Origin of the sequence: Microbulbifer sp. A4B17, assembly GCF_003076275.1 — a bacterium.
Taxonomy (GTDB): Bacteria; Pseudomonadota; Gammaproteobacteria; order Pseudomonadales; family Cellvibrionaceae; genus Microbulbifer.
Genome location: NZ_CP029064.1, coordinates 896,751 through 915,215, shown reverse-complemented (window position 1 = coordinate 915,215; position 18,465 = coordinate 896,751). Strand labels below are relative to the sequence as shown.

Annotated in this window: 16 protein-coding genes; 7 read left to right on the top strand and 9 right to left on the bottom strand. The window is 52.0% G+C overall.

The window, feature by feature from the left end:
• Positions 1-9 precede the first annotated feature (9 nt).
• Positions 10-693 (bottom strand): molecular chaperone, encoded by a 684-nt coding sequence (locus BTJ40_RS04125; RefSeq protein WP_108731906.1) that lies wholly within the window; start codon positions 691-693, stop codon positions 10-12.
• Positions 694-1,151: 458 nt separating this feature from the next.
• On the opposite strand from BTJ40_RS04125, the gene BTJ40_RS04120 reads away from it, so the two are divergent.
• Entirely contained in the window at positions 1,152-1,844 is a 693-nt protein-coding gene (locus BTJ40_RS04120; RefSeq protein ID WP_108735164.1) for a glycerophosphodiester phosphodiesterase family protein, read from the top strand.
• Positions 1,828-3,036 carry a glycerol-3-phosphate dehydrogenase/oxidase gene (locus tag BTJ40_RS04115; protein WP_108731905.1) on the top strand — a complete coding sequence of 403 codons (1,209 nt, stop codon included), beginning with the start codon at positions 1,828-1,830 and terminating at the stop codon, positions 3,034-3,036. The genes BTJ40_RS04120 and BTJ40_RS04115 overlap by 17 nt, the downstream gene beginning before the upstream one ends.
• 85 nt (positions 3,037-3,121) lie before the next feature.
• Here the strand turns inward: BTJ40_RS04115 and BTJ40_RS04110 are convergent, their stop codons facing one another.
• Positions 3,122-3,382: a hypothetical protein gene (locus BTJ40_RS04110; protein ID WP_108731904.1), complete on the bottom strand. Its 261-nt coding sequence runs from the start codon at positions 3,380-3,382 to the stop codon at positions 3,122-3,124.
• Positions 3,383-3,910: 528 nt separating this feature from the next.
• Here BTJ40_RS04110 and dusA point away from each other — a divergent pair.
• From dusA to BTJ40_RS04095, 3 genes are read left to right on the top strand one after another with little or no spacing between them, the layout of a single operon-like run.
• The gene (dusA, locus tag BTJ40_RS04105) at positions 3,911-4,888 is read left to right on the top strand and encodes a tRNA dihydrouridine(20/20a) synthase DusA (protein ID WP_108731903.1); all 978 of its coding nucleotides are present in this window, start codon (positions 3,911-3,913) and stop codon (positions 4,886-4,888) included.
• A gap of 43 nt (positions 4,889-4,931) precedes the next feature.
• Positions 4,932-5,927, top strand: coding sequence for a transaldolase (gene tal, locus BTJ40_RS04100; RefSeq protein WP_108731902.1), 996 nt, complete (start codon positions 4,932-4,934; stop codon positions 5,925-5,927).
• Positions 5,908-6,366, top strand: a complete 459-nt coding sequence (locus BTJ40_RS04095; protein ID WP_108731901.1) for a TerB family tellurite resistance protein — start codon at positions 5,908-5,910, stop codon at positions 6,364-6,366. Before tal ends, BTJ40_RS04095 begins: the two co-directional genes overlap by 20 nt.
• 44 nt (positions 6,367-6,410) lie before the next feature.
• Here the strand turns inward: BTJ40_RS04095 and BTJ40_RS04090 are convergent, their stop codons facing one another.
• The 7 genes from BTJ40_RS04090 to hrpA all read right to left on the bottom strand — a co-directional run bounded on the left by BTJ40_RS04090 (position 6,411) and on the right by hrpA (position 15,535).
• Complete coding sequence (locus tag BTJ40_RS04090; protein ID WP_108731900.1) at positions 6,411-6,929, bottom strand: STAS domain-containing protein; 519 nt, start codon at positions 6,927-6,929, stop codon at positions 6,411-6,413.
• Positions 6,930-7,149: 220 nt separating this feature from the next.
• Complete coding sequence (locus BTJ40_RS04085; protein ID WP_108731899.1) at positions 7,150-8,328, bottom strand: PP2C family protein-serine/threonine phosphatase; 1,179 nt, start codon at positions 8,326-8,328, stop codon at positions 7,150-7,152.
• A 38-nt stretch (positions 8,329-8,366) separates the two neighbouring features.
• On the bottom strand, positions 8,367-9,269 hold the full coding sequence (locus BTJ40_RS04080) for a VacJ family lipoprotein (protein WP_238152127.1): 903 nt from the start codon (positions 9,267-9,269) through the stop codon (positions 8,367-8,369).
• A gap of 127 nt (positions 9,270-9,396) precedes the next feature.
• Complete coding sequence (locus BTJ40_RS04075; protein ID WP_108731897.1) at positions 9,397-10,167, bottom strand: DUF2063 domain-containing protein; 771 nt, start codon at positions 10,165-10,167, stop codon at positions 9,397-9,399.
• Positions 10,148-10,993, bottom strand: a complete 846-nt coding sequence (locus BTJ40_RS04070; protein WP_108735163.1) for a DUF692 domain-containing protein — start codon at positions 10,991-10,993, stop codon at positions 10,148-10,150. Before BTJ40_RS04070 ends, BTJ40_RS04075 begins: the two co-directional genes overlap by 20 nt.
• A gap of 88 nt (positions 10,994-11,081) precedes the next feature.
• The gene (locus BTJ40_RS04065) at positions 11,082-11,381 is read right to left on the bottom strand and encodes a hypothetical protein (RefSeq protein ID WP_108731896.1); all 300 of its coding nucleotides are present in this window, start codon (positions 11,379-11,381) and stop codon (positions 11,082-11,084) included.
• A gap of 239 nt (positions 11,382-11,620) precedes the next feature.
• Positions 11,621-15,535 carry an ATP-dependent RNA helicase HrpA gene (gene hrpA, locus BTJ40_RS04060; RefSeq protein WP_108731895.1) on the bottom strand — a complete coding sequence of 1,305 codons (3,915 nt, stop codon included), beginning with the start codon at positions 15,533-15,535 and terminating at the stop codon, positions 11,621-11,623.
• A gap of 166 nt (positions 15,536-15,701) precedes the next feature.
• Here hrpA and BTJ40_RS04055 point away from each other — a divergent pair, with 166 nt between their 5' ends.
• Positions 15,702-17,195, top strand: a complete 1,494-nt coding sequence (locus tag BTJ40_RS04055; RefSeq protein WP_108735162.1) for a peptide MFS transporter — start codon at positions 15,702-15,704, stop codon at positions 17,193-17,195.
• Between the two features lie 12 nt (positions 17,196-17,207).
• Positions 17,208-18,455: an amidase family protein gene (locus tag BTJ40_RS04050; protein WP_108731894.1), complete on the top strand. Its 1,248-nt coding sequence runs from the start codon at positions 17,208-17,210 to the stop codon at positions 18,453-18,455.
• Positions 18,456-18,465: the final 10 nt, after the last annotated feature.

The following is an 18,465-nucleotide window of genomic DNA, read 5'->3' as shown; positions in this document are numbered from 1 at the left end:
CTAATAATCTCAGCTATCGAGGGGAAAACGAACCCGCTCACTCTGTTGCCCGCGCAGTAAAACTTCCAGTTCGCCACCACTGGGATTGCCGGCTACCTCTATACTGGTGCCTGAGTAGAGCCGGCCAGAGGTCTCAAGTTTTTCACATTCCCCTTCGGCTAGGCAGTGACGGACCTCAACAATTTCTACATTGATATTGCCACTGTTGGAAAGCCGGTAATTATTCCCTTCTGTAATCAAATCGACATTATAGGCTCCACCCTCTGGCTGCACAAACACCAGGGCCTGATAGGCCACAAGGATTTTTAGTGCAGTTTTCTCACCCTGAATATCACCCACGACAGGTTTGAAGGTCACCCGGTAGACTTTTTCCTCCTCAAGGTCTCGGTCGAGGGCCATTAAACGAAAGCGCTTTCTCTCACCAGGGGCCAGCACTGCTTTGGCGGGGCTCACCAGGAGTTTAAATTCATCGGGATTTATCACCCTGACCCGACTCTCATTATCACGCCCGGGATTATCCACACGAAAGATTTCAGTCTGGACATATAAAGTTTCATGATCAGGGTTGCTGACGACGACATCATCCCGTGCACTGGGACCATCTTCCAGGTAAAGGACAATTTTATCCACGGACATAGAAGCCAGTGCCGGCTGAGCGATCAGGAATAGAATTGGAATCAGTAATTTCTTCATAAAGAATGGACAGTCTTAGAGCTTCTTATAGTAAACGCAATATCAGGCTGTTTTATTTTCAAGTCAAATCAAGAGCACTGAGTCGCTTCTGATAAATAACACCTGGCCCGCCGGTAAATAACAGCCATTACTCATAGCCTCACTCTATCCAACAAGGAAACTACTGCCAACAGTAGGATTATTGCTGGCAGCATAAGCCACTTAACGGCAATCTGGCACTAAATCCACGCGTACAATATGCAAGCGATCCAATTTCACCATAATGTGTAAGCCCTGGTCGCCCACAGACAGCTCACTGGTCCTATATTTCCTCCCAGTGAACCTTGCAACAGCGGTGGCACCGTCTATTTTTCCTGTATGACCCGGCTCCAGCCAGGGTCCGGTTCATCTCTGGGGCAAAGGCCAAATCAAGCCCAATTCCAGACGACAATAACACCCGCTTTTCGGACCAGATTCTCATGTTAATTGCACATCGCGGCGACAAGACCCGCCAACCAGAGAATACGATTGCCGCTTTCGAGGCGGCCCATAATCTGGGGGCCTGCGCTATTCAGTGCGATATACGCTTCAGCGCTGACGGCACCCCGTGGTGCTTCCACGAGGATAGCCTGCATATTCCCGGCAATGACCAGTCTCAGGCCTTCCACGCCCTGGTGGACTCGCAGCTACATCGCCAGTCGATCAATCGCTTTATCGAGCTGGTGGATTGGGCCAGCTGCCACCGTCACCTGGATTGGTTTATCGGTATCTCACCGGCCAATATTGCTGCCATCGGATTTGTCACAGCAGTGAAAACGTTGATGGACCTGATGCGCAGTGAGAATGAGTCTTTCGCACTTCTCACCGCAGACTGCCGCAGCCTTAGAGCCGCCCGCAATATGGGCTGGCACCGGGTAGCCCTTGAGATCAATAGTGTCTCCCGCTGCCTTTCTGCGGACATTGTAACTTTGGCACCGGATTACCTCCTGATTCGAGATAGTCAGGTTGAATGTGAGGAGTTGCCGCCTGGGCCATGGCAGTGGGTTGTCTATGAGATTAACTCCACGGAAGAGGCGGTTCTCTGGCGCAAGCGCGGCGCACACCATATTCTCACCGGCAACCTGCCACTGCTGATGCGCTCCCGGGAAGCGAGTGATGTCTACGGATTTTGATGTCCTGGTAGTCGGCGCGGGTATACAGGGTGCGGGAGCAGCTGAAGCCCTGGCCGCCAATCACTATTCAGTGGTCATAATCGAGCAACTGGGTATTGCAGCTGCTACCTCCTCCCGGTCTTCCAAGCTAATTCACGGCGGTTTGCGCTACCTGGAAAGCGGCCAGTTTCGACTGGTGTATGAATGTCTGCGGGAGAGAAAGTGGTTGCTGGAAAACAAACCAGAACTTGTGCGCATGGTCCCTTTCTATATACCCATCTACCAGCACAGTAAAAGACCGGCCTGGTTGGTGCGCCTGGGCCTGAGCCTGTACAGCCTTCTGTCTGGACTGAGTAACACCGATTCATATTTTCGCAGGGTACCCAAATCCCAGTGGGACAGTCTTCCTGGCCTGAATAGGGAGGGCCTAAAAGAGGTCTTCCGCTATAACGATGCGCAGACCGATGACGCAGCCCTTACCCGTGACGTAGTTGCCTCAGCTGTTGCCCAAGGAGCGCAGATTATCTGTCCCGGTAGCCTGGTAGGTGCAGAAGTCACTGGAGATGGTGTCCGCGTGGACTATGTCGCTAACGGCAAGCTCAGCACGCTGCGCACCCGGGCACTCATCAATTGCAGCGGCCCCTGGGTAGCCAACACCAATGCACGCTGTTCACCGCCAGTGGCCCTTCCCCCTATCGACCTGGTCGCAGGTACCCATATTTTATTGCCCCTCTCCCTTGGCGATAAAATCTACTATGTGGAGGCCGAGGATGGCCGTGCAATTTTCGTGATGCCCTGGCAGGATAAAACACTGGTTGGAACTACAGAGCGCCCCTATTTTGGTGACCCTCGGGATGTCACTCCCACTCTAGAAGAGGAGAGCTACCTCCTGCAGACAGTACAGAAATATTTCTCTCAAGCTCGGGGGCTTAATGGGGAGGATATTTGTGAGAGTTATTCAGGACTACGGGTACTTCCGGAAATGGAAAAGAGCCCTTTTGCGCGCTCCCGGGAAACTATTATTTGTTGTGACGATAACAAGAGGCCTAGAATTCTAGCTGTGGCAGGCGGTAAGCTGACCAGCTATCGCGCCACTGCGCGTAAATTATTAAATAAACTTGAACCCACTTTATGTGAGGAGCCACCTACCCCACCCAATATCCAACCTTCAGAAACTGCAAAAAACTCTTCTGAACGCGAGCGAAATATCTAAAATTTCCCCCCGCAACAACCCCCAATTACTTTGGAAGCCTGAAAAACGGGAAACAAGAAAAACTCCCTGCCCCCGGATTTTGCTATTAACCTTCATCCACATTGGAATTCATTACTGCTAAACACTGACTTCCAGGACCTGAACAAGGTCCCTGCAATACATAAGTGGCACGCTTATCACACCCTGAAACCCCATAGGTTCTGTATCCCAGTTGCTGGATCGTTATTGAGCCCGCATCACAGTTCAGATCAAAAGGCGCTCTTTTAGATACGGTTTCTTTCATTAATGAAGCGCATCCACCCAGAACCAGCACCGCAGCTCCCACACTGATTAATTTAAACTTCATACTAAATTCCTTTTATCAATTTTTTTTGAGCCTGGCCAAAAAGTTAAAAGTGCACTGCCATCAAATAAAAGACTGCACTCAAAATAATTGGCTCAGTAATAAGAACGGAGCAATTGTATCTTTCATCACGGAAATCTGTCAGCAGGAGAACACGGTTCACTCACTATATATTTTGCCAATGTGGATAATTCAAATTACCACCAAGCACAATCTGCATAAAACCTAATCTCTCTTTACCCTGCATACATCAGCCATCAAGAATCGAGTGAGAAGCTCCTGGTATATCAACCCGTTCCAGCTTTTAGGTCCACCGCAGATATCTCGCATTATTAGTTACACAAGCAACCGGTTGAATTAGAGCATCCCTTATAAAGCCCGCCAACCATTATTCGAGCCCCACTTGCTGTTCCACAGGCTCTTACACCTAGAAAGGTGCCTGAAAGTTTCACAATAAAGCCGCACATCACCATAGGCATCCCATATAATGGCGGGCTACTCTGTTTTTATTAGTGTTTTACTCCGCAGTTTATGTCCGAATTTAATACCCACCGTTTCTGCACCGCGCCTCTACTCGATTGGAGTGACCGGCACTGCCGCTATATGTGGCGTCTATTGAGCAAGCGTGCACGCCTCTATTCGGAAATGGTGACCACCGGGGCAATACTCCACGGGGACCGCCAGCGGCATTTGCAGTTCGATGCTGCAGAGCAACCTGTCGCTCTGCAGCTGGGAGGCAGTGACCCACAAAAACTGGCTGAATGTGCCCGTATTGCCGAAGAGTGGGGCTATGCCGAAATCAATCTCAACTGTGGCTGCCCCAGTGACCGGGTCCAATCCGGGCGTTTCGGCGCCTGCCTCATGGCGGAGCCTGACGTGGTTGCCGCAGGGCTCAGTGCCATGCGCGGTGCGGTATCGATCCCGGTTACGGTCAAGCACCGCATCGGCATTGACGATATGGAAGACTATCCTGGCCTGACTCGTTTCGTAGAGGCGCAGGCCAGTGCCGGTGTGGATACCTTTATCGTGCACGCGCGCAAGGCCTGGCTAAAAGGACTGAGCCCCAAGGAAAACCGTGAAATTCCACCACTTAATTACGACATGGTTTACCAGCTCAAGCGAGATTACCCCCAGCTGCAAATCGTGATTAACGGTGGCATTAATTCAATTGAGGAATGCCAGCAACATTTGCGCCAGGTAGATGGTGTTATGCTGGGTCGCGCGGCTTACCAAACCCCAACAATTCTGGCCCAGGTGGACAGCCAGTTATTTGACGGCGAAGCCGGCCCGGATGCCATCCAGGTGGTAGAACGGATGCTGCCCTATATCGAGCAGGAAATGCAGCGCGGACAGCGTTTGAATCACATAACTCGGCATATGCTCGGTTTATTCCAGGGACTCCCCGGGGCACGGCGCTTTCGCCGCCACCTGAGCGAAAATGCCCACAAACCAGGGGCGGGTCCCGAGGTGCTTGAACAGGCACTGGCACAGGTCACCCAGGCCGCTTAGACCGCAATTACTACGTAGACAGTGAATCATTAAGGGAGGAACCATGAACAAGTTGAATCAACTCAAGCTGCGCAGCCAGGTTGTGGCCGATACAGGTGATATTGAAGCGATTCGCCGATATTGCCCTCAGGATGCGACCACCAACCCCTCCCTGCTGTTTAAGGCCGCTCAACTCCCCCAGTATGACGATCATATCGCCGAGGCCCTGCAGTGGGCAGAGGATCACCAGGGCGGTTCAAACCCGGGTAATATTGCGCGCCTGGCGGCCATTAAGTTGGCCGTCAGTATCGGCTCTGAGATTTTGCAGCTGGTGCCCGGGGTGGTATCCACAGAAGTCGATGCCCGTCTTTCCTTTGATACCCGCGCCACAATCGACTATGCACGCCATCTGATTGCACTCTACGAGCGCGCGGGCGTTGCCAAAGAGCGGGTACTGATCAAGATAGCATCGACGTGGGAGGGAATTGCCGCAGCAGCTGTGCTGGAACGCGAGGGAATCCACTGCAACCTGACCCTGTTGTTCAGCCAAACTCAGGCGATTTCCTGTGCTGAAGCCGGGGTGACATTGATCTCCCCATTTGTCGGTCGAATCCTCGACTGGCATATCGCCAACAGCGACCGCGAATCAATCCCTGCGGAAGAGGATCCCGGCGTAATCTCGGTGCGCAATATCTATGAGTACTACAAGTCCCGGGACTACAAAACCATCGTGATGGGCGCCAGCTTCCGCAATACTGGCGAAATCGAGGCCCTGGCGGGCTGCGACCGACTGACTATCAGTCCACAGTTATTGCAAGCCCTGGAGGACAGCGAGGGCCCACTGGCTGACGGAATACCGCCGGTGTCCACATCCAAAGCCCGCCCAGCCCAAGACCTGGCCGAAGCGGAGTTCCGCTTCCAGCTAAATAGCGACGCCATGGCCACCGAGAAACTCGCCGATGGCATCCGAAATTTTGTGAAGGACCAGGAGCGCTTGGAGCTATTGTTACAGAATCGAGTAAAAGGACAGCAGGACATCCATGCTGCAACAAATTCGTAAACTGTTTGAACAGATAGGTAACAGCGCTGATGTTGAAGCACGTAATGAAAAAGACGTGCGGATGATCAGCGCAGCACTTTTAGTTGAAGTCGCCACTGTCGATCAAAAACTTGATAAGTGTGAGCGGGATACGCTCACACATCTTTTGTGTCAGCACTACTCTCTCGACCTGACCAGCGCCACAGAGATAGTCAGCGAAGCCATTGGCCAGCGGGACAGGGCTACATCCCTGTTCGAATTTACCCAGGCGGTGAATGAACAATTCAGCGAGAGAGACAAATACTTGTTGATTCGGCAGATGTGGCAGGTAGCTTTTTCCGATGATGTTATCGAAGCATTTGAAGAGCACCTGATTCGCAGGGTGGCAGAGTTAATTTACCTGCCACACGGACTCTTCACCAAGGCTCGCGCCGAAGCAAGAGATATGAAGCGTTGCTAATTAAAGGGAGATTCCCAGAACTGGAGATTAGGCTTGAATGAGTGCTAGTGATAATGCGCCGAAGATTTGGCAACCGGGGAACACTCGCTCTCGAGGGTATGTACCAAGTCTCGAAAAGTCTCGGCGTTTTGTTCGTTCATGCTCATCAGTACCCGGTGAGCTTCCAGTACCTTTTCCCGTGCCGCACACTCATCGGGGCTATGACATACCAGTGGCGTTGTGGGTACGCTCAAGTCATGGACCGTATCGCTGATTTCAACCAACGAATCAAAGCCCATGGCGTCCAACAGGTGGCGGATACCTTTGCCCGCAGAAAATACCAGCGGTTTTTCACAGCCCCGCTCCAGGGCACGAATAGCAATCTTCGCCATCAAGCCCAGGGTCGTGCTATCGACACCTTCTGCCCCACCGAGATCAAATGCCACTCCGGCAAAGTCCCCTCGCGCAAACATATTGTCGATAAAACTATCAAATGAGGTACAAAGGTTGAGACGAACATCACCCACTAACTTGATGACATAAATGCCCTGGTGGGCCCCAACCATAATTTGCCCGGACTGCATAACAACCCCTGGCTCACCCGGTTACACCTTTTGTTATAAGTGCAGGCGGATGGCAAAAGTTCACTGGTAGAGAACACAATAGCATTTGGCGTTTTTGGCGCCTAGTGCAATTTTGTGCATAAAGTGGGCGGAGCTTACTCCTGACTATGCAGACTGACAAGAGCGATAAAGCACAAAATTCGACTTCATAGTCGAAGTCTACCGCTAGAGATTTTAGGTATTACTGGCAACCTAAAGTGAGAATCGTAATATCGTCCGGCAGAGCGCCAAAAGTATCTATTTTTAAAGACTGACAGAGCCCTTCGAGCTCTCCTCCACTCTCTGAAATGGCTTGCAAAAGCTGGGCCTCTTTATCGAGCAGATCACCTTGCAGCAATTCAAGTACGCCGTCGGAGCAGGCAACCAAACGCCAATTGGAGGGAAGTTCGGCACGCAATACCTGCCAATCGCCTCGCTCAAAAATGCCCAGGGGGCGTCCCTTACCTGGCAACCAGTCTGCACCTGCCTCACTGACCAGGGCAGGCATGGGTATTTGTCCGGCAACAGCGTAGTGCAATTGCCTGGCACCACTGTCCACAACCCCGACAAACATACTGGCGTGCTTGCCCAGATTTGTGGATAACAGCTCGCTATTGACCAGGTTGAGAACATCCAGCAAGTCGTCACTGAGGGAGTCCAGCTGCGCAAACAGAGGGCGCTCTCGCAAGCGATGCATAATGCTGTGCTTAATCAGTGCGGTTACCAGGGCCGAGGAAACACCGTGGCCCGATACATCGACCAGGTAAAAGGCAACGAAGCGCTCACCAAACAGACCGTAATCGACAAAATCACCGCTGAGGTATAGGGAGGGAACCAGCCGGTAGGACGCTTCCACACCACTGGGGTAGTGGTAGGGCGTTCGGGGCAGTAAATGTTGCTGCAACAAACGACCAGCTTCCTGGTCCCTACGCAGTAACTCCACATGATCCCGCAGCTCACTATTGCGACGCTCCAGGGTCACTTTATATTCACGGTTCTGCTTGGCGAGGTTTTCTTCACCACTGATACGGCAGATCATGCGATCAATGGCGGCCGCTTCTTCCAAGGGTTTAATCAGGTAGTCTTTGGCGCCAAGGCGCATCGCTTGGAGTACGTCATCGGAAGCAATGTCTGGGGCAATCATCACAGCAGCCACCTCTGGAGCTATGCGCTTGATCCGGCGCAGTACCTCCAGACCACTCATATCCGGCAAATAGCGATCAATCAATACGATACGGAATGCACCGGGAGTAAACTGGTCGATGCCATCTTTGCCGCTGCTGGCGACACTTACCTGGAAGCCAAAACGCGAAAGCGCCCCTCGCAAGAAACTGCGGGAGCGCTCGTCGTCGGTTAGCACCAGGCTACTGGGGCCGGCCATATAAAGGCTCTAAGATTTTATTCGCCTCAGGCGACAACTCAATAGTCAGGAGCCTCTTCCACTTCACCCTCGTCAATTGCCTCCGCGGCTTCTTCTTCCGTTTGAACATCCATTTCACCATCGACAATCAAATAGTCGCGGCGCTGCAGGTAAGCATCTCGCAAGAGTACATAGCGATCACCTTGCAGGAGAGATTCCGCTTGAAGCAGGCTGGCACGGCTTTGAATAATATCCGTCCCCTTCAAAGCATATCTAGTGGCGTCGTCATCTATGTAGCTTAGTGGATCGGTATAATAATCCACCACCTTGGCTGGGGTATCCCGCACGGTAGACGGACCCAGTAGCGGTAAAACCAAGTAGGGACCGGAAGGCACACCCCAAACAGCCAGGGTCTGGCCGAAGTCTTCACCTTCCCCCTGTTCCAGGCCCATATGTTGGGCAACATCCAACACACCGGCAATGCCCACGGTGGAGTTCACCAGGAAACGACCGGCATCGTTGCCCGCCTGGCCCCACTTACCCTGCAAAACATCATTAAAGGTATTGGTGACTTCACGCAGGTTGTCAAAAAAGTTACTGACACCGTGCTGAACGAAAATTGGGGTAATTTGGCGATAGCTGACAGCGGCAGGTTTCAACACATAGCGGTCGGCACCATCGTTGAAAGAGAATATGGCCCGATTAAAACCTTCCCAGGGGTCGCGAAGTGATAAATCTTCGCCCTCGGCACCACCAAATTCATCGGCAGGATCAAAGCCATACTCGTCCTCGAGAGACAGGCCCCCGTCATCGACACTGGCATCCTCTGCTCCGCTGATATCTACCGCAGCCGGGTCTTGAGCTGCACCACCAAACGGATCTTGTTGCGCTAACGCCCCTACTGGAGTAACAGCTATCAGAGTTGCCATTAACCAGGGCGATAAAGTTTTGCTTCCAAGCACAACCCTGCTCCTCTTTTATCAAACTAGTAAGACCAAGGATTCTAACGCCCTAGTAATTCGTAAGCTACCCTCGGCAGCATAGCAGCTGGGATTTGCCAAAGATAAAGGAGTTTCAGGCAAGCACTAGCTAAGCCTTTAAGCCGGCAATAACCCCTTTATTCAGTAGTTTTTCTAATAAATCAGCACCAAAAGCAAATAGGGAGTCACGACTGATATTGGGTAATTCCTGAGCCATCTGTTCCAAAATTTGTAAGCCGGTGTAATCGCCAGCAGAGACCAACTGCAACAATCTGGCGGTGACGGCATTGATCTCCATAAAATTCACTTTGTCGGAACGATCCCGGTAAACGAAAAGGAACGTCGGTACCTCCGGCGGCTCTTGGGGCTGAAAATCCAGCCCCAACCGATGCACTGGGTAGCGATAACTGAGGCACCAGACCAGGGGGGAAACTACAGGAACTTGCTGTAAAACCTCCCCCTCTATTGCCAGCCCTTCCGGTAATTCCACATCACTGACATCTAAAGCCAACTCTACCCACTCGTAGTGGGCAAGTTCCAACAAAAAGGGGGGATCTTGTGGTTGTTCTCCCCGTTCATTCTGTAAATATGAGAGAAACTCTTCACTGATCTGCAAAAAATACGGGCTAACGGATGTGTGTTTGTGGACAAAATCACGCACCAGTTGATGCCAGTTTTCGTCGCTATAAAGACTGCGCAATACCGGGAATCCACTGGCAACAAAGGATTCAATATTGTTGTAAATCAAATCTCGATAAATAGCGACACGCCGGTCCTCAATTTCTGCCGGCGGCGCAACTTGATCCGGTGCGCGCAAATGGGCAGCAAAGTCCCGCTGCACACTTTTGAATGTCTCGGGCTTATCGACGACTGAGGACATAATTCTCTTCCACCTGGTGACTGGCCTGAATGGTTTTAATATGTCCTACTTCTTCAAGTAATTTGGGAATTGGCGGAATATTAAAATCCCGCTCAAGTAGCGTCGGCATCACACCGTGAATATCGTAGGCGCGATCGAGTAGTTCCCACACAGGATCAATAACCGGTGCACCATGGGTGTCCACCTTTAAATCCTCTGCCTCATCATAGTGCCCGGCAATATGTACGTAGCGAATTCTTTCAGTAGGTAGTGCAGATAGAAAGTCCAGCGCATCGTAGCGATGGTTAATCGAATTTACATAAATATTGTTCACGTCCAGAAGCAAATCACAATCGGCCTCTTCCAGCACCGTATTTAAAAAAGCCAGTTCAGTCATCTCCTGGCCCGGCGCCGCATAGTAGGAGACATTCTCCATTGCAATCCGTTCTTCCAGTGCGTCCTGGACCATACGGATTCGCTCGGCAACATACATCACCGCTTCTTGCGTAAAGGGAATGGGCAATAAATCGTACAGATGGCCGTGATCTGAGCAATAACTCAAGTGCTCACTGTAACCGCGAATATTGTGTTGCTTGATAAATTTTTTAATGGCTGCAACCAATTCCATATCCAATGGTTCTGGTGCACCAATCGAGAGAGATAAACCGTGAAGTAAAAAGGGAAAACGCTCTGTATATTCCTTAAACCAGCGCCCATAGCGACCGCCAACACCAATCCAATTCTCAGGTGCTACCTCCAGAAAATCTACGGCATCTGTATCAAGGTTTTCACCCATCATTGAGCGGCGCAATCCAAACCCAGCGCCTTCTACGGAAAACTCGCGCAACACTTTCAGGTCTCACTTTTTTCAGCGATAAATAAAAAACAAGGTGGATCGCTAAAGCGTATCCACCCTCTTTGAGTACAGCGAAAAATTACCCGCCACACTTACCTTCGCCGCACTTACCTTCTTTTTTCTTGCCTTCGCCGCACTTACCTTCGCCGCATTTGCCTTCTTTTTTCTTACCTTCGCCACACTTGCCTTCGCCGCACTTACCCTCTTTCTTTTTATCATCACCGTCGTGATCAGCCAGCGCCACGTTGTAGCCTGAACTCAGGTCTGCTGCGGCAAAGGGGTTAGCATTGCTGTTAGCAGCAGATACATTCATAGCGGCAGTTGCGATAAACGCTGCGCCAACTGCGGCGGCTACAGGGGAAAGGTGCTTCTTGTTCATAGTGAATCTCCTAACTAGGTGTCCTTAGCAATAAAAAGTACAAGAGACTTTTTTCCACTCCGCAGAAGTATAATGCTGCGAAACAAAAATCAGTCATTGAATAGAACCCGCCACAAAATAACCGGTATCAAGGGGTCATTCTGGGCTCCAGGCCTGCTTTCAGTACTTCTGTCGGGCTCTCCATCAAATTCTTACACTTGATCAAAATTTTTTTTGTGATCTCTTTTCCATAGAGAAAATCAACCAAGCAAACCTTTCCCATCAATTTCTGCCCATGACTTGCTTAAGCGCTTGGATGACACCGGCATCAGGGTTTTTAGAGTCTGCGCGAATAAGGAAACACGAAATTCCTCCAACATCCAGCGAAACTCACGCAATTCTGCCTCTGCAGAGAGTTCTCTGGGTGAATATTTCTCCACTTGCGCCAAGTAAGGCTCCGCCGCCTTCTGGTATTCAACTTGCAGTTTTCGGTCACGGTTAGGGTCGAGAGCGGCCTTTTCCAATCGCATTGCGATCGCCTTCAGATAGCGGCCGTACTGGCGCAGCCATGACAGCGGAGTATCAAACAAGCAGCCTCGGTAGAAGAGCCCAGCCAGTTGCTGCTGGATATCCCCCACCGCCATTGCGACCGCCAGGTTTTTCTGCTGCTTGATTTGTTTGCGCAGTGGCACCAGCTGAGCCAGGGCCTTGACCAACAGATCACCAATCTCCTGGGCCACCCCCACCAAGTCACCGTCATTTTCCAAAGCGGCCAGGAATTCAGCTTCGGTGCTCGGCAACTCCTCTTTGGGCCAGAAAACTTCGCGGACAGCTGCCATCAGGATGTCGTCAGCTACCTCCTCACGGCGCCCCAGATCTGCTGCAGAAAGCCCCAGCTCCTTGCCTCGCAACAGCTCTTTTCGCAGATACTTCACCTTCTCTGGCAAGTGCAGCAGAGCCAAACGGCAAATACCGGCGCGAGTAAGCCTGCGAGCCTCACTGGGGTTATCCAGTAGCTTCAGGGAGACACTGTCTTTTCCTTCAACCAGCGCGGGGTAAGCCCGCACCTTGAGTCCGCCCTGGTTGAGGGTATGGGTCTCTGGAAGATCACCGAAGTCCCAGCGGGTAATGCCCTCCCGCTCAAAACTGTCGCCAGCCGTTGCCAGCCCCTGCTGTACCCGATCCCGGTAGCGCGCCTGCAATAGGGCCAAATCCCGATCTTGATCCAGCAATTTACCGCCTTCATCCATTACCTGGATATTAAAACGGTAATAATCTTCCAGGGCCTGTTCCGCAGACTCCCATACCTCATCTGGCAGCTGCTGCGCTGTTTGGCGTTTCAGCTCCAGGGCCAACAACTGCCACAACGGGGTATTGTCTGCACGCAGTCGGGGCAAAGCCTTATCTATTGCAGCCGGCACTGGCACAAAATATTTACGCCACTGCTTGGGCAGGGCTTTTACCAGAGCGATGCACTTGTCCCGTAAGATGCCCGGCACCAACCAGGAGAGGCGAGCTGCCGGCACCTGGTGCAGCGCTGCAACCGGCACCTGTATACTGACGCCATCATCCACACTGCCAGGCTCAAAGTGATAGCTGAGCGGATAGACAATACCGCCCGCCTGCAACTCATTGGGGAATTGGGCCTCTCCCACATGATCGGCACTCTGCTGCATCAATAAGTCGCGGGGAATAAACAGCAGCTGTGTATCGCTGGATTCCGCTTTCTTGCGCCAGTGCTCAAATCCAGCCAGGTTGACGATATCCGCTGGAATACGCTCATCGAAGAAACGGTACACCACTTCATCATCCACCAGAATATCCCGACGACGGGATTTGGCTTCCAGCTCTTCCAGGGACTTCAACAGGTCGAGATAGTGCTTATAAAATCGCCCCTTACCGCGATAGCGTTGCTCCACCAGTGCCTGGCGAATAAAAACTTCCCGCGAAGTTTGCGGGTCCAGTTTGCCATAGGGAATTCGGCGTTTTTCCACCAGTACCAAACCGTAAAGGGAGACCTTCTCAAAGGCCATCACCTGCCCGGAGCGAGCGTCAAAATGGGGTTCAAAATAATTGCGCTTAACCAGGTGCTGCGCGGCGGCCAATATCCACTCGGGCTCGACCTTGGCTACGGTATGGGCAAACAGGCGGCTGGTCTCCAGTAACTGGGCAGACACCACCCAGCGGGGAGGTTTTTTAAATTGACCGGAGCCTGGGAAAATATGGAAACGACGATTGCGGCAGCCGTTAAACTCCTTGTTTTCATCCCGCGCGCCAATATTGCCCAGCAATCCCACCACGATGGCTCGGTGTATCGCTTCGTATTCCGCCGGCTCTTTGTTTTCTTTAACGTCGAGATCGCGACAAGCCACACGCAGCTGGTGGTGGATATCTCTCCACTCGCGCATACGCAGCCAGGACAGGAAGTTTTTCTGGCACCACTTACGCAACTGGTTTTGACTCAGTTCCTGACGCTGGACCTCAAAGGCATCCCATAGCTGGACGAAAGATAAAAAATCCGATTGTTCATGCTGCCACTGGCGATGCTTTTCATCCGCAGCCTGGCGTTTTTCTGCCGGGCGCTCGCGCGGGTCCTGCACGGCCAGAGCGGCGACAATAATCAAGAGTTCCCGCGCACTGCCATTCTCTGCCCCCGCCAACAACATGCGGCTCAGGCGCGGGTCTAAAGGCAACCTTGACAGGGATCGCCCCAATTTAGTGACCCGGCCCTGCTCATCTACCGCCTGTAATTCCTGCAGCAATTTATAGCCGTCATTAATCAATCGTGGGTCCGGCGGATCGACAAATGGAAACTCGCGGATATCACCGATACGCAACTGCAACATTTGCAGAATGACTGCGGCCAGATTCGTGCGCAGAATTTCCGCATCGGTAAATTCCGGGCGCTGCTCAAAATCCCGCTCTTCATACAAGCGCACACAAACACCGGCGCTGACACGGCCACAGCGACCGGCACGCTGGTTGGCGCTGGCCTGGGAAACCGGCTCTATAGGCAGCCGCTGAATTTTACTGCGATAGCTGTAGCGGCTCACTCGTGCAGTACCCGGGTCGATCACATAACGGATACCGGGCACGGTAATAGAGGTCTCTGCCACATTGGTAGCGAGTACAATGCGGCGGCCTTTATGGCCGTGGAAAACTTTGGCTTGCTCCGCAAGGCTCAAGCGTGCATACAGGGGCAGCACTTCCAATTGCGCTATCTGCGCATCCCGCAAAGCCTTGGCGCACTCGCGGATTTCCCGCTCGCCGCTCATAAATACCAGGATATCCCCACCGCGCCGACTGCTGGACTTTTCCTCGTGCAGCAACTCCTCCACAGCAGTGACCACCTGCTCGTTGAGATCTGCATCCGTATCCGCTGCGGGGCGATAGTGAACTTCCACCGGGTAAGTACGACCGGAAACCTCGATAATCGGCGCATCGTCAAAGTGCCGGGAAAATTTCTCCAGGTCGATGGTGGCCGAGGTAATTATCAGTTTCAGGTCAGGACGCTTGGGCAGTATGGTTTTCAAATAGCCCAACAGAAAATCAATGTTAAGGCTGCGCTCATGGGCCTCATCGATAATCAGCGTATCGTATTTATTTAACAGGGGATCGCGCTGAATTTCAGCCAGCAGAATACCGTCTGTCATCAGTTTGACGTGGGTATGCTCGGTGCTGTGGTCGGTAAATCGCACCTGGTAGCCGACGGACTCTCCCAGGGGCTGCCCCAGCTCCTCAGCAATTCGATTGGCCACAGTGCGCGCGGCAATCCTGCGCGGCTGGGTGTGGCCGATCTGGCCGTAAATTCCCCGGCCCAGTGACAGGCAAATTTTTGGCAACTGAGTGGTTTTACCAGAACCGGTTTCGCCGGCAATCACTACAACCTGATTTTTCTCGATCTGCTCAGCGATTTCCTCCCGCCGCGCTACCACTGGCAACGCCTCCGGCCACTGCACTTCTGGCAACTTGCGCCGGCGCTCCTCCACCAGGGTCTCAGACGCTTGGAGCTGTTGCTCCAATTGGACCAACATGCGATCTACCGGCTTGCCCTCTTTCTGGCGCCGGCGTACATTTTTGACAGTCCTGCGCAATCCATAGCGGTCACGCCCCATGGTCGCGGAGATTCGGGCCTGCAGCGCCCCCAGTACTTTTTCTGCTTCGGTGTGACTCATAATTCGTACAGCAATGGCAAACGCGGGATTATACCCCCTGAGCACCGCAGGGCTATCAAACCTTATTCTGGCGCTCATCTATACTGGTGCGAATAGCACTTCTACTGAGGGGCACGGCCTTTACTGCTGGTGCAATTCCTCAGGGTCATACCTTGCGAGCAGTACTATGCAAGAGATCAAGCCCAAGCCCCCCGCCAGCGCAGGCCAGCTGTTTGGCCACCCCAAAGGACTCTTCCTGTTGTTTGGTACTGAGATGTGGGAACGTCTCAGCTACTACGGCATGCGCGGTATTTTTGTCTTCTACCTGACCTCCACAGCGACTGCCGCAGTCTTCGGCTGGGAACAACTGACCGATACCGAATTGCAATCCAAAGCCCTCAGCTACCTGGGCTGGTATGCAATGCTGGTCTACCTGACCCCCATTATCGGCGGTTGGATGGCGGATAACCGCTGGGGCCAGCGCCGCTGTATTATGTTCGGCGGCACCTTGATGATGCTGGGACAGTTCGCCCTGGGATTTCCCCACGGTTGGTTGCCAAATGGCAGCCAAATTTACATGCTGTGGATCGGGTTGGCCTTGCTGATTATCGGCAACGGTTTCTTCAAACCAAATATCTCTACCATGGTCGGGGACCTTTACGAGGAAGGTGACCACCGCCGGGATACCGCTTTTACCATTTTTTATATGGGCATCAACCTGGGCTCTATCCTCGGTTACCTGCTGGTGGGCTGGATTGGAGAAAAGGTGGATTACCAGCTGGCCTTTATCGTCGCTGGCCTTGGCATGTTAGCCGGCCTAATCCTGCAGTTGACCCAAGCCAAACGCTACCTGGGAGAAATCGGTGTAGAACCTTCTGCGCACCTGGAACTGAAAGACAAGAAAGATGAGGACGTCGATAAGCGCCGCCCACTGACTCAAGAGGAGCGCGACCGCATCAAAGTTATTTTGGTGCTGGGTGTGTTTATCGTGATTTTTTGGGCTGGCTTTGAGCAAGCTGCCGGCTCAATGAACTTATTCGCCAAATATCGAACCGACCTGAATGTGCTGGGGTGGGAGATTCCCGCCAGTTGGCTGCAGATGGTAAACCCTCTGTTTATTATTATCCTCGCGCCGATTATGGCCAGTATCTGGGTAGGCATGGGAGACCGGGAACCCAGCTCACCGGCCAAATTCAGTTTGGGACTGGTTTTTCTCGGCGTGGGATTCTTATCCATGTGCGGTGCCGCCCTGCAAATTGGCGATTCAGAGACCATTAAAGCGAGTATTTGGTGGCTGGTATTTGCCTATATTTTCCACACCATTGGCGAACTTTGCCTATCGCCAATTGGGCTCTCTGTCGTAACTAAATTATCTCCGCTGCGCTATTTATCCCTGATGATGGGGCTTTGGTTTGCCTTTATTGGTATTGCCAACAAAGGAGCCGCAGAGATCGGTAAACTCGTTGGTGTATCCGGTCCACTCGCAACCTTTGGCGGAGTAGCCCTGGCCGCAATTATTGCCGGCATTATCCTGTACTTTATTCGCGAGAAACTGGTGGACTGGATGCACGGTGCAGAAGAGGTTCACGTAAAGGTGGGCGAAACCACCAAGGAGGAACTGAGCATCACCGCCGATCACGACGGTGTACCGCCGAAGCATTTTAGCGGTAATGACAAATAAGGGAGCCAACCCATAAAAGGCGTATTTTGCGAGCACGGACCTCGCTATTTAACGTTATCAGATTCCGGACCGCTAACAGGCGTACGTTTAGCGGTCAAAGATATCTTTCAATTGAAAGGGGAGAAAAATACGGCAGGCAGCCCCGAGTGGTTCAATACTCACCCTCCTGCCAATAAAACCGCACTTAGCTTGCAGCAATTACTGGAGGCCGGCTCAACCTTTACTGGGTTTACTCACCTTGATGAACTCGCCTACAGCATGCAGGGGAGTAATTTACATTACGGTTCTGCCGACAACCCTAAACTGCCTGGCTATTTTTGTGGGGGTTCCTCTATGGGATCGGCCGCCGCCGTGGCCTCAGGAACAGCCGATATTGGCTTAGGCACCGACACCGGCGGATCGGTGAGGGTGCCTGCAAGCTATTGTGGTTTATTCGGCATTCGAACCAGTCACTCACTTATTCCTACTGACGGTGTTATCGGTTTAGCACCCTGCTTTGATACTGTCGGTTGGTTTAGTCAAACTCCTTCACTACTTGTAGACGTCGGCAAAATTCTAATCCCGTCACAGCACTTATCCACAAATAAAGTAACCCACCTGGTTATTTGCCCCGAGATCAGTCAACTGGCAGATACGCCCATTCAAGCAGCAATCCAGGAATTTATTCCCACATTAAATAATCAATTTCCTATCTGCGAGATTAAACACCTGCCTGACATTGAATTACTGGGCGAACTGGCTAATGTATTCCGAATTTTGCAGGGCCGCGCCATCGCCAATACTCACGGAGACTGGTTGCGAAAATACCGGCCGGTATTTTCAAAGGACATAGCCACAAGAATTACTATGGCCCTATCAATTACCGACGATGAGATATCCTGGGCCAACGAAAAACGACAACAGTGGTGCAAGTTGATGGAAACGTTACTACCGGACAACAGTAGCGTTTTACTAGTACCAACCACCCCCACAACTGCAATTAAGAAAGGGACCGATAGTGAATCTAGCAAAGTACAAACAAATCGCCAGCGACTATTGGGTTTAACCGCTATTGCAGGGCTTTGGGGCGCCCCCCAGTGTCATCTGCCGTTGTTTTCTATCGTAGAAAATGGGATTAATACTGGGGGAAAAGAGATAGAGAAACCCTCTGGCTTCTCATTGATAATGACTCCACGAAGCGATTTTTCGCTTTTGGCTCTAGTGGAGCAACTAACGAAATCCCTCGAAGGAATAGCAGGTAGCACCCAAGGTGCTACCTGAAAAAGCAATC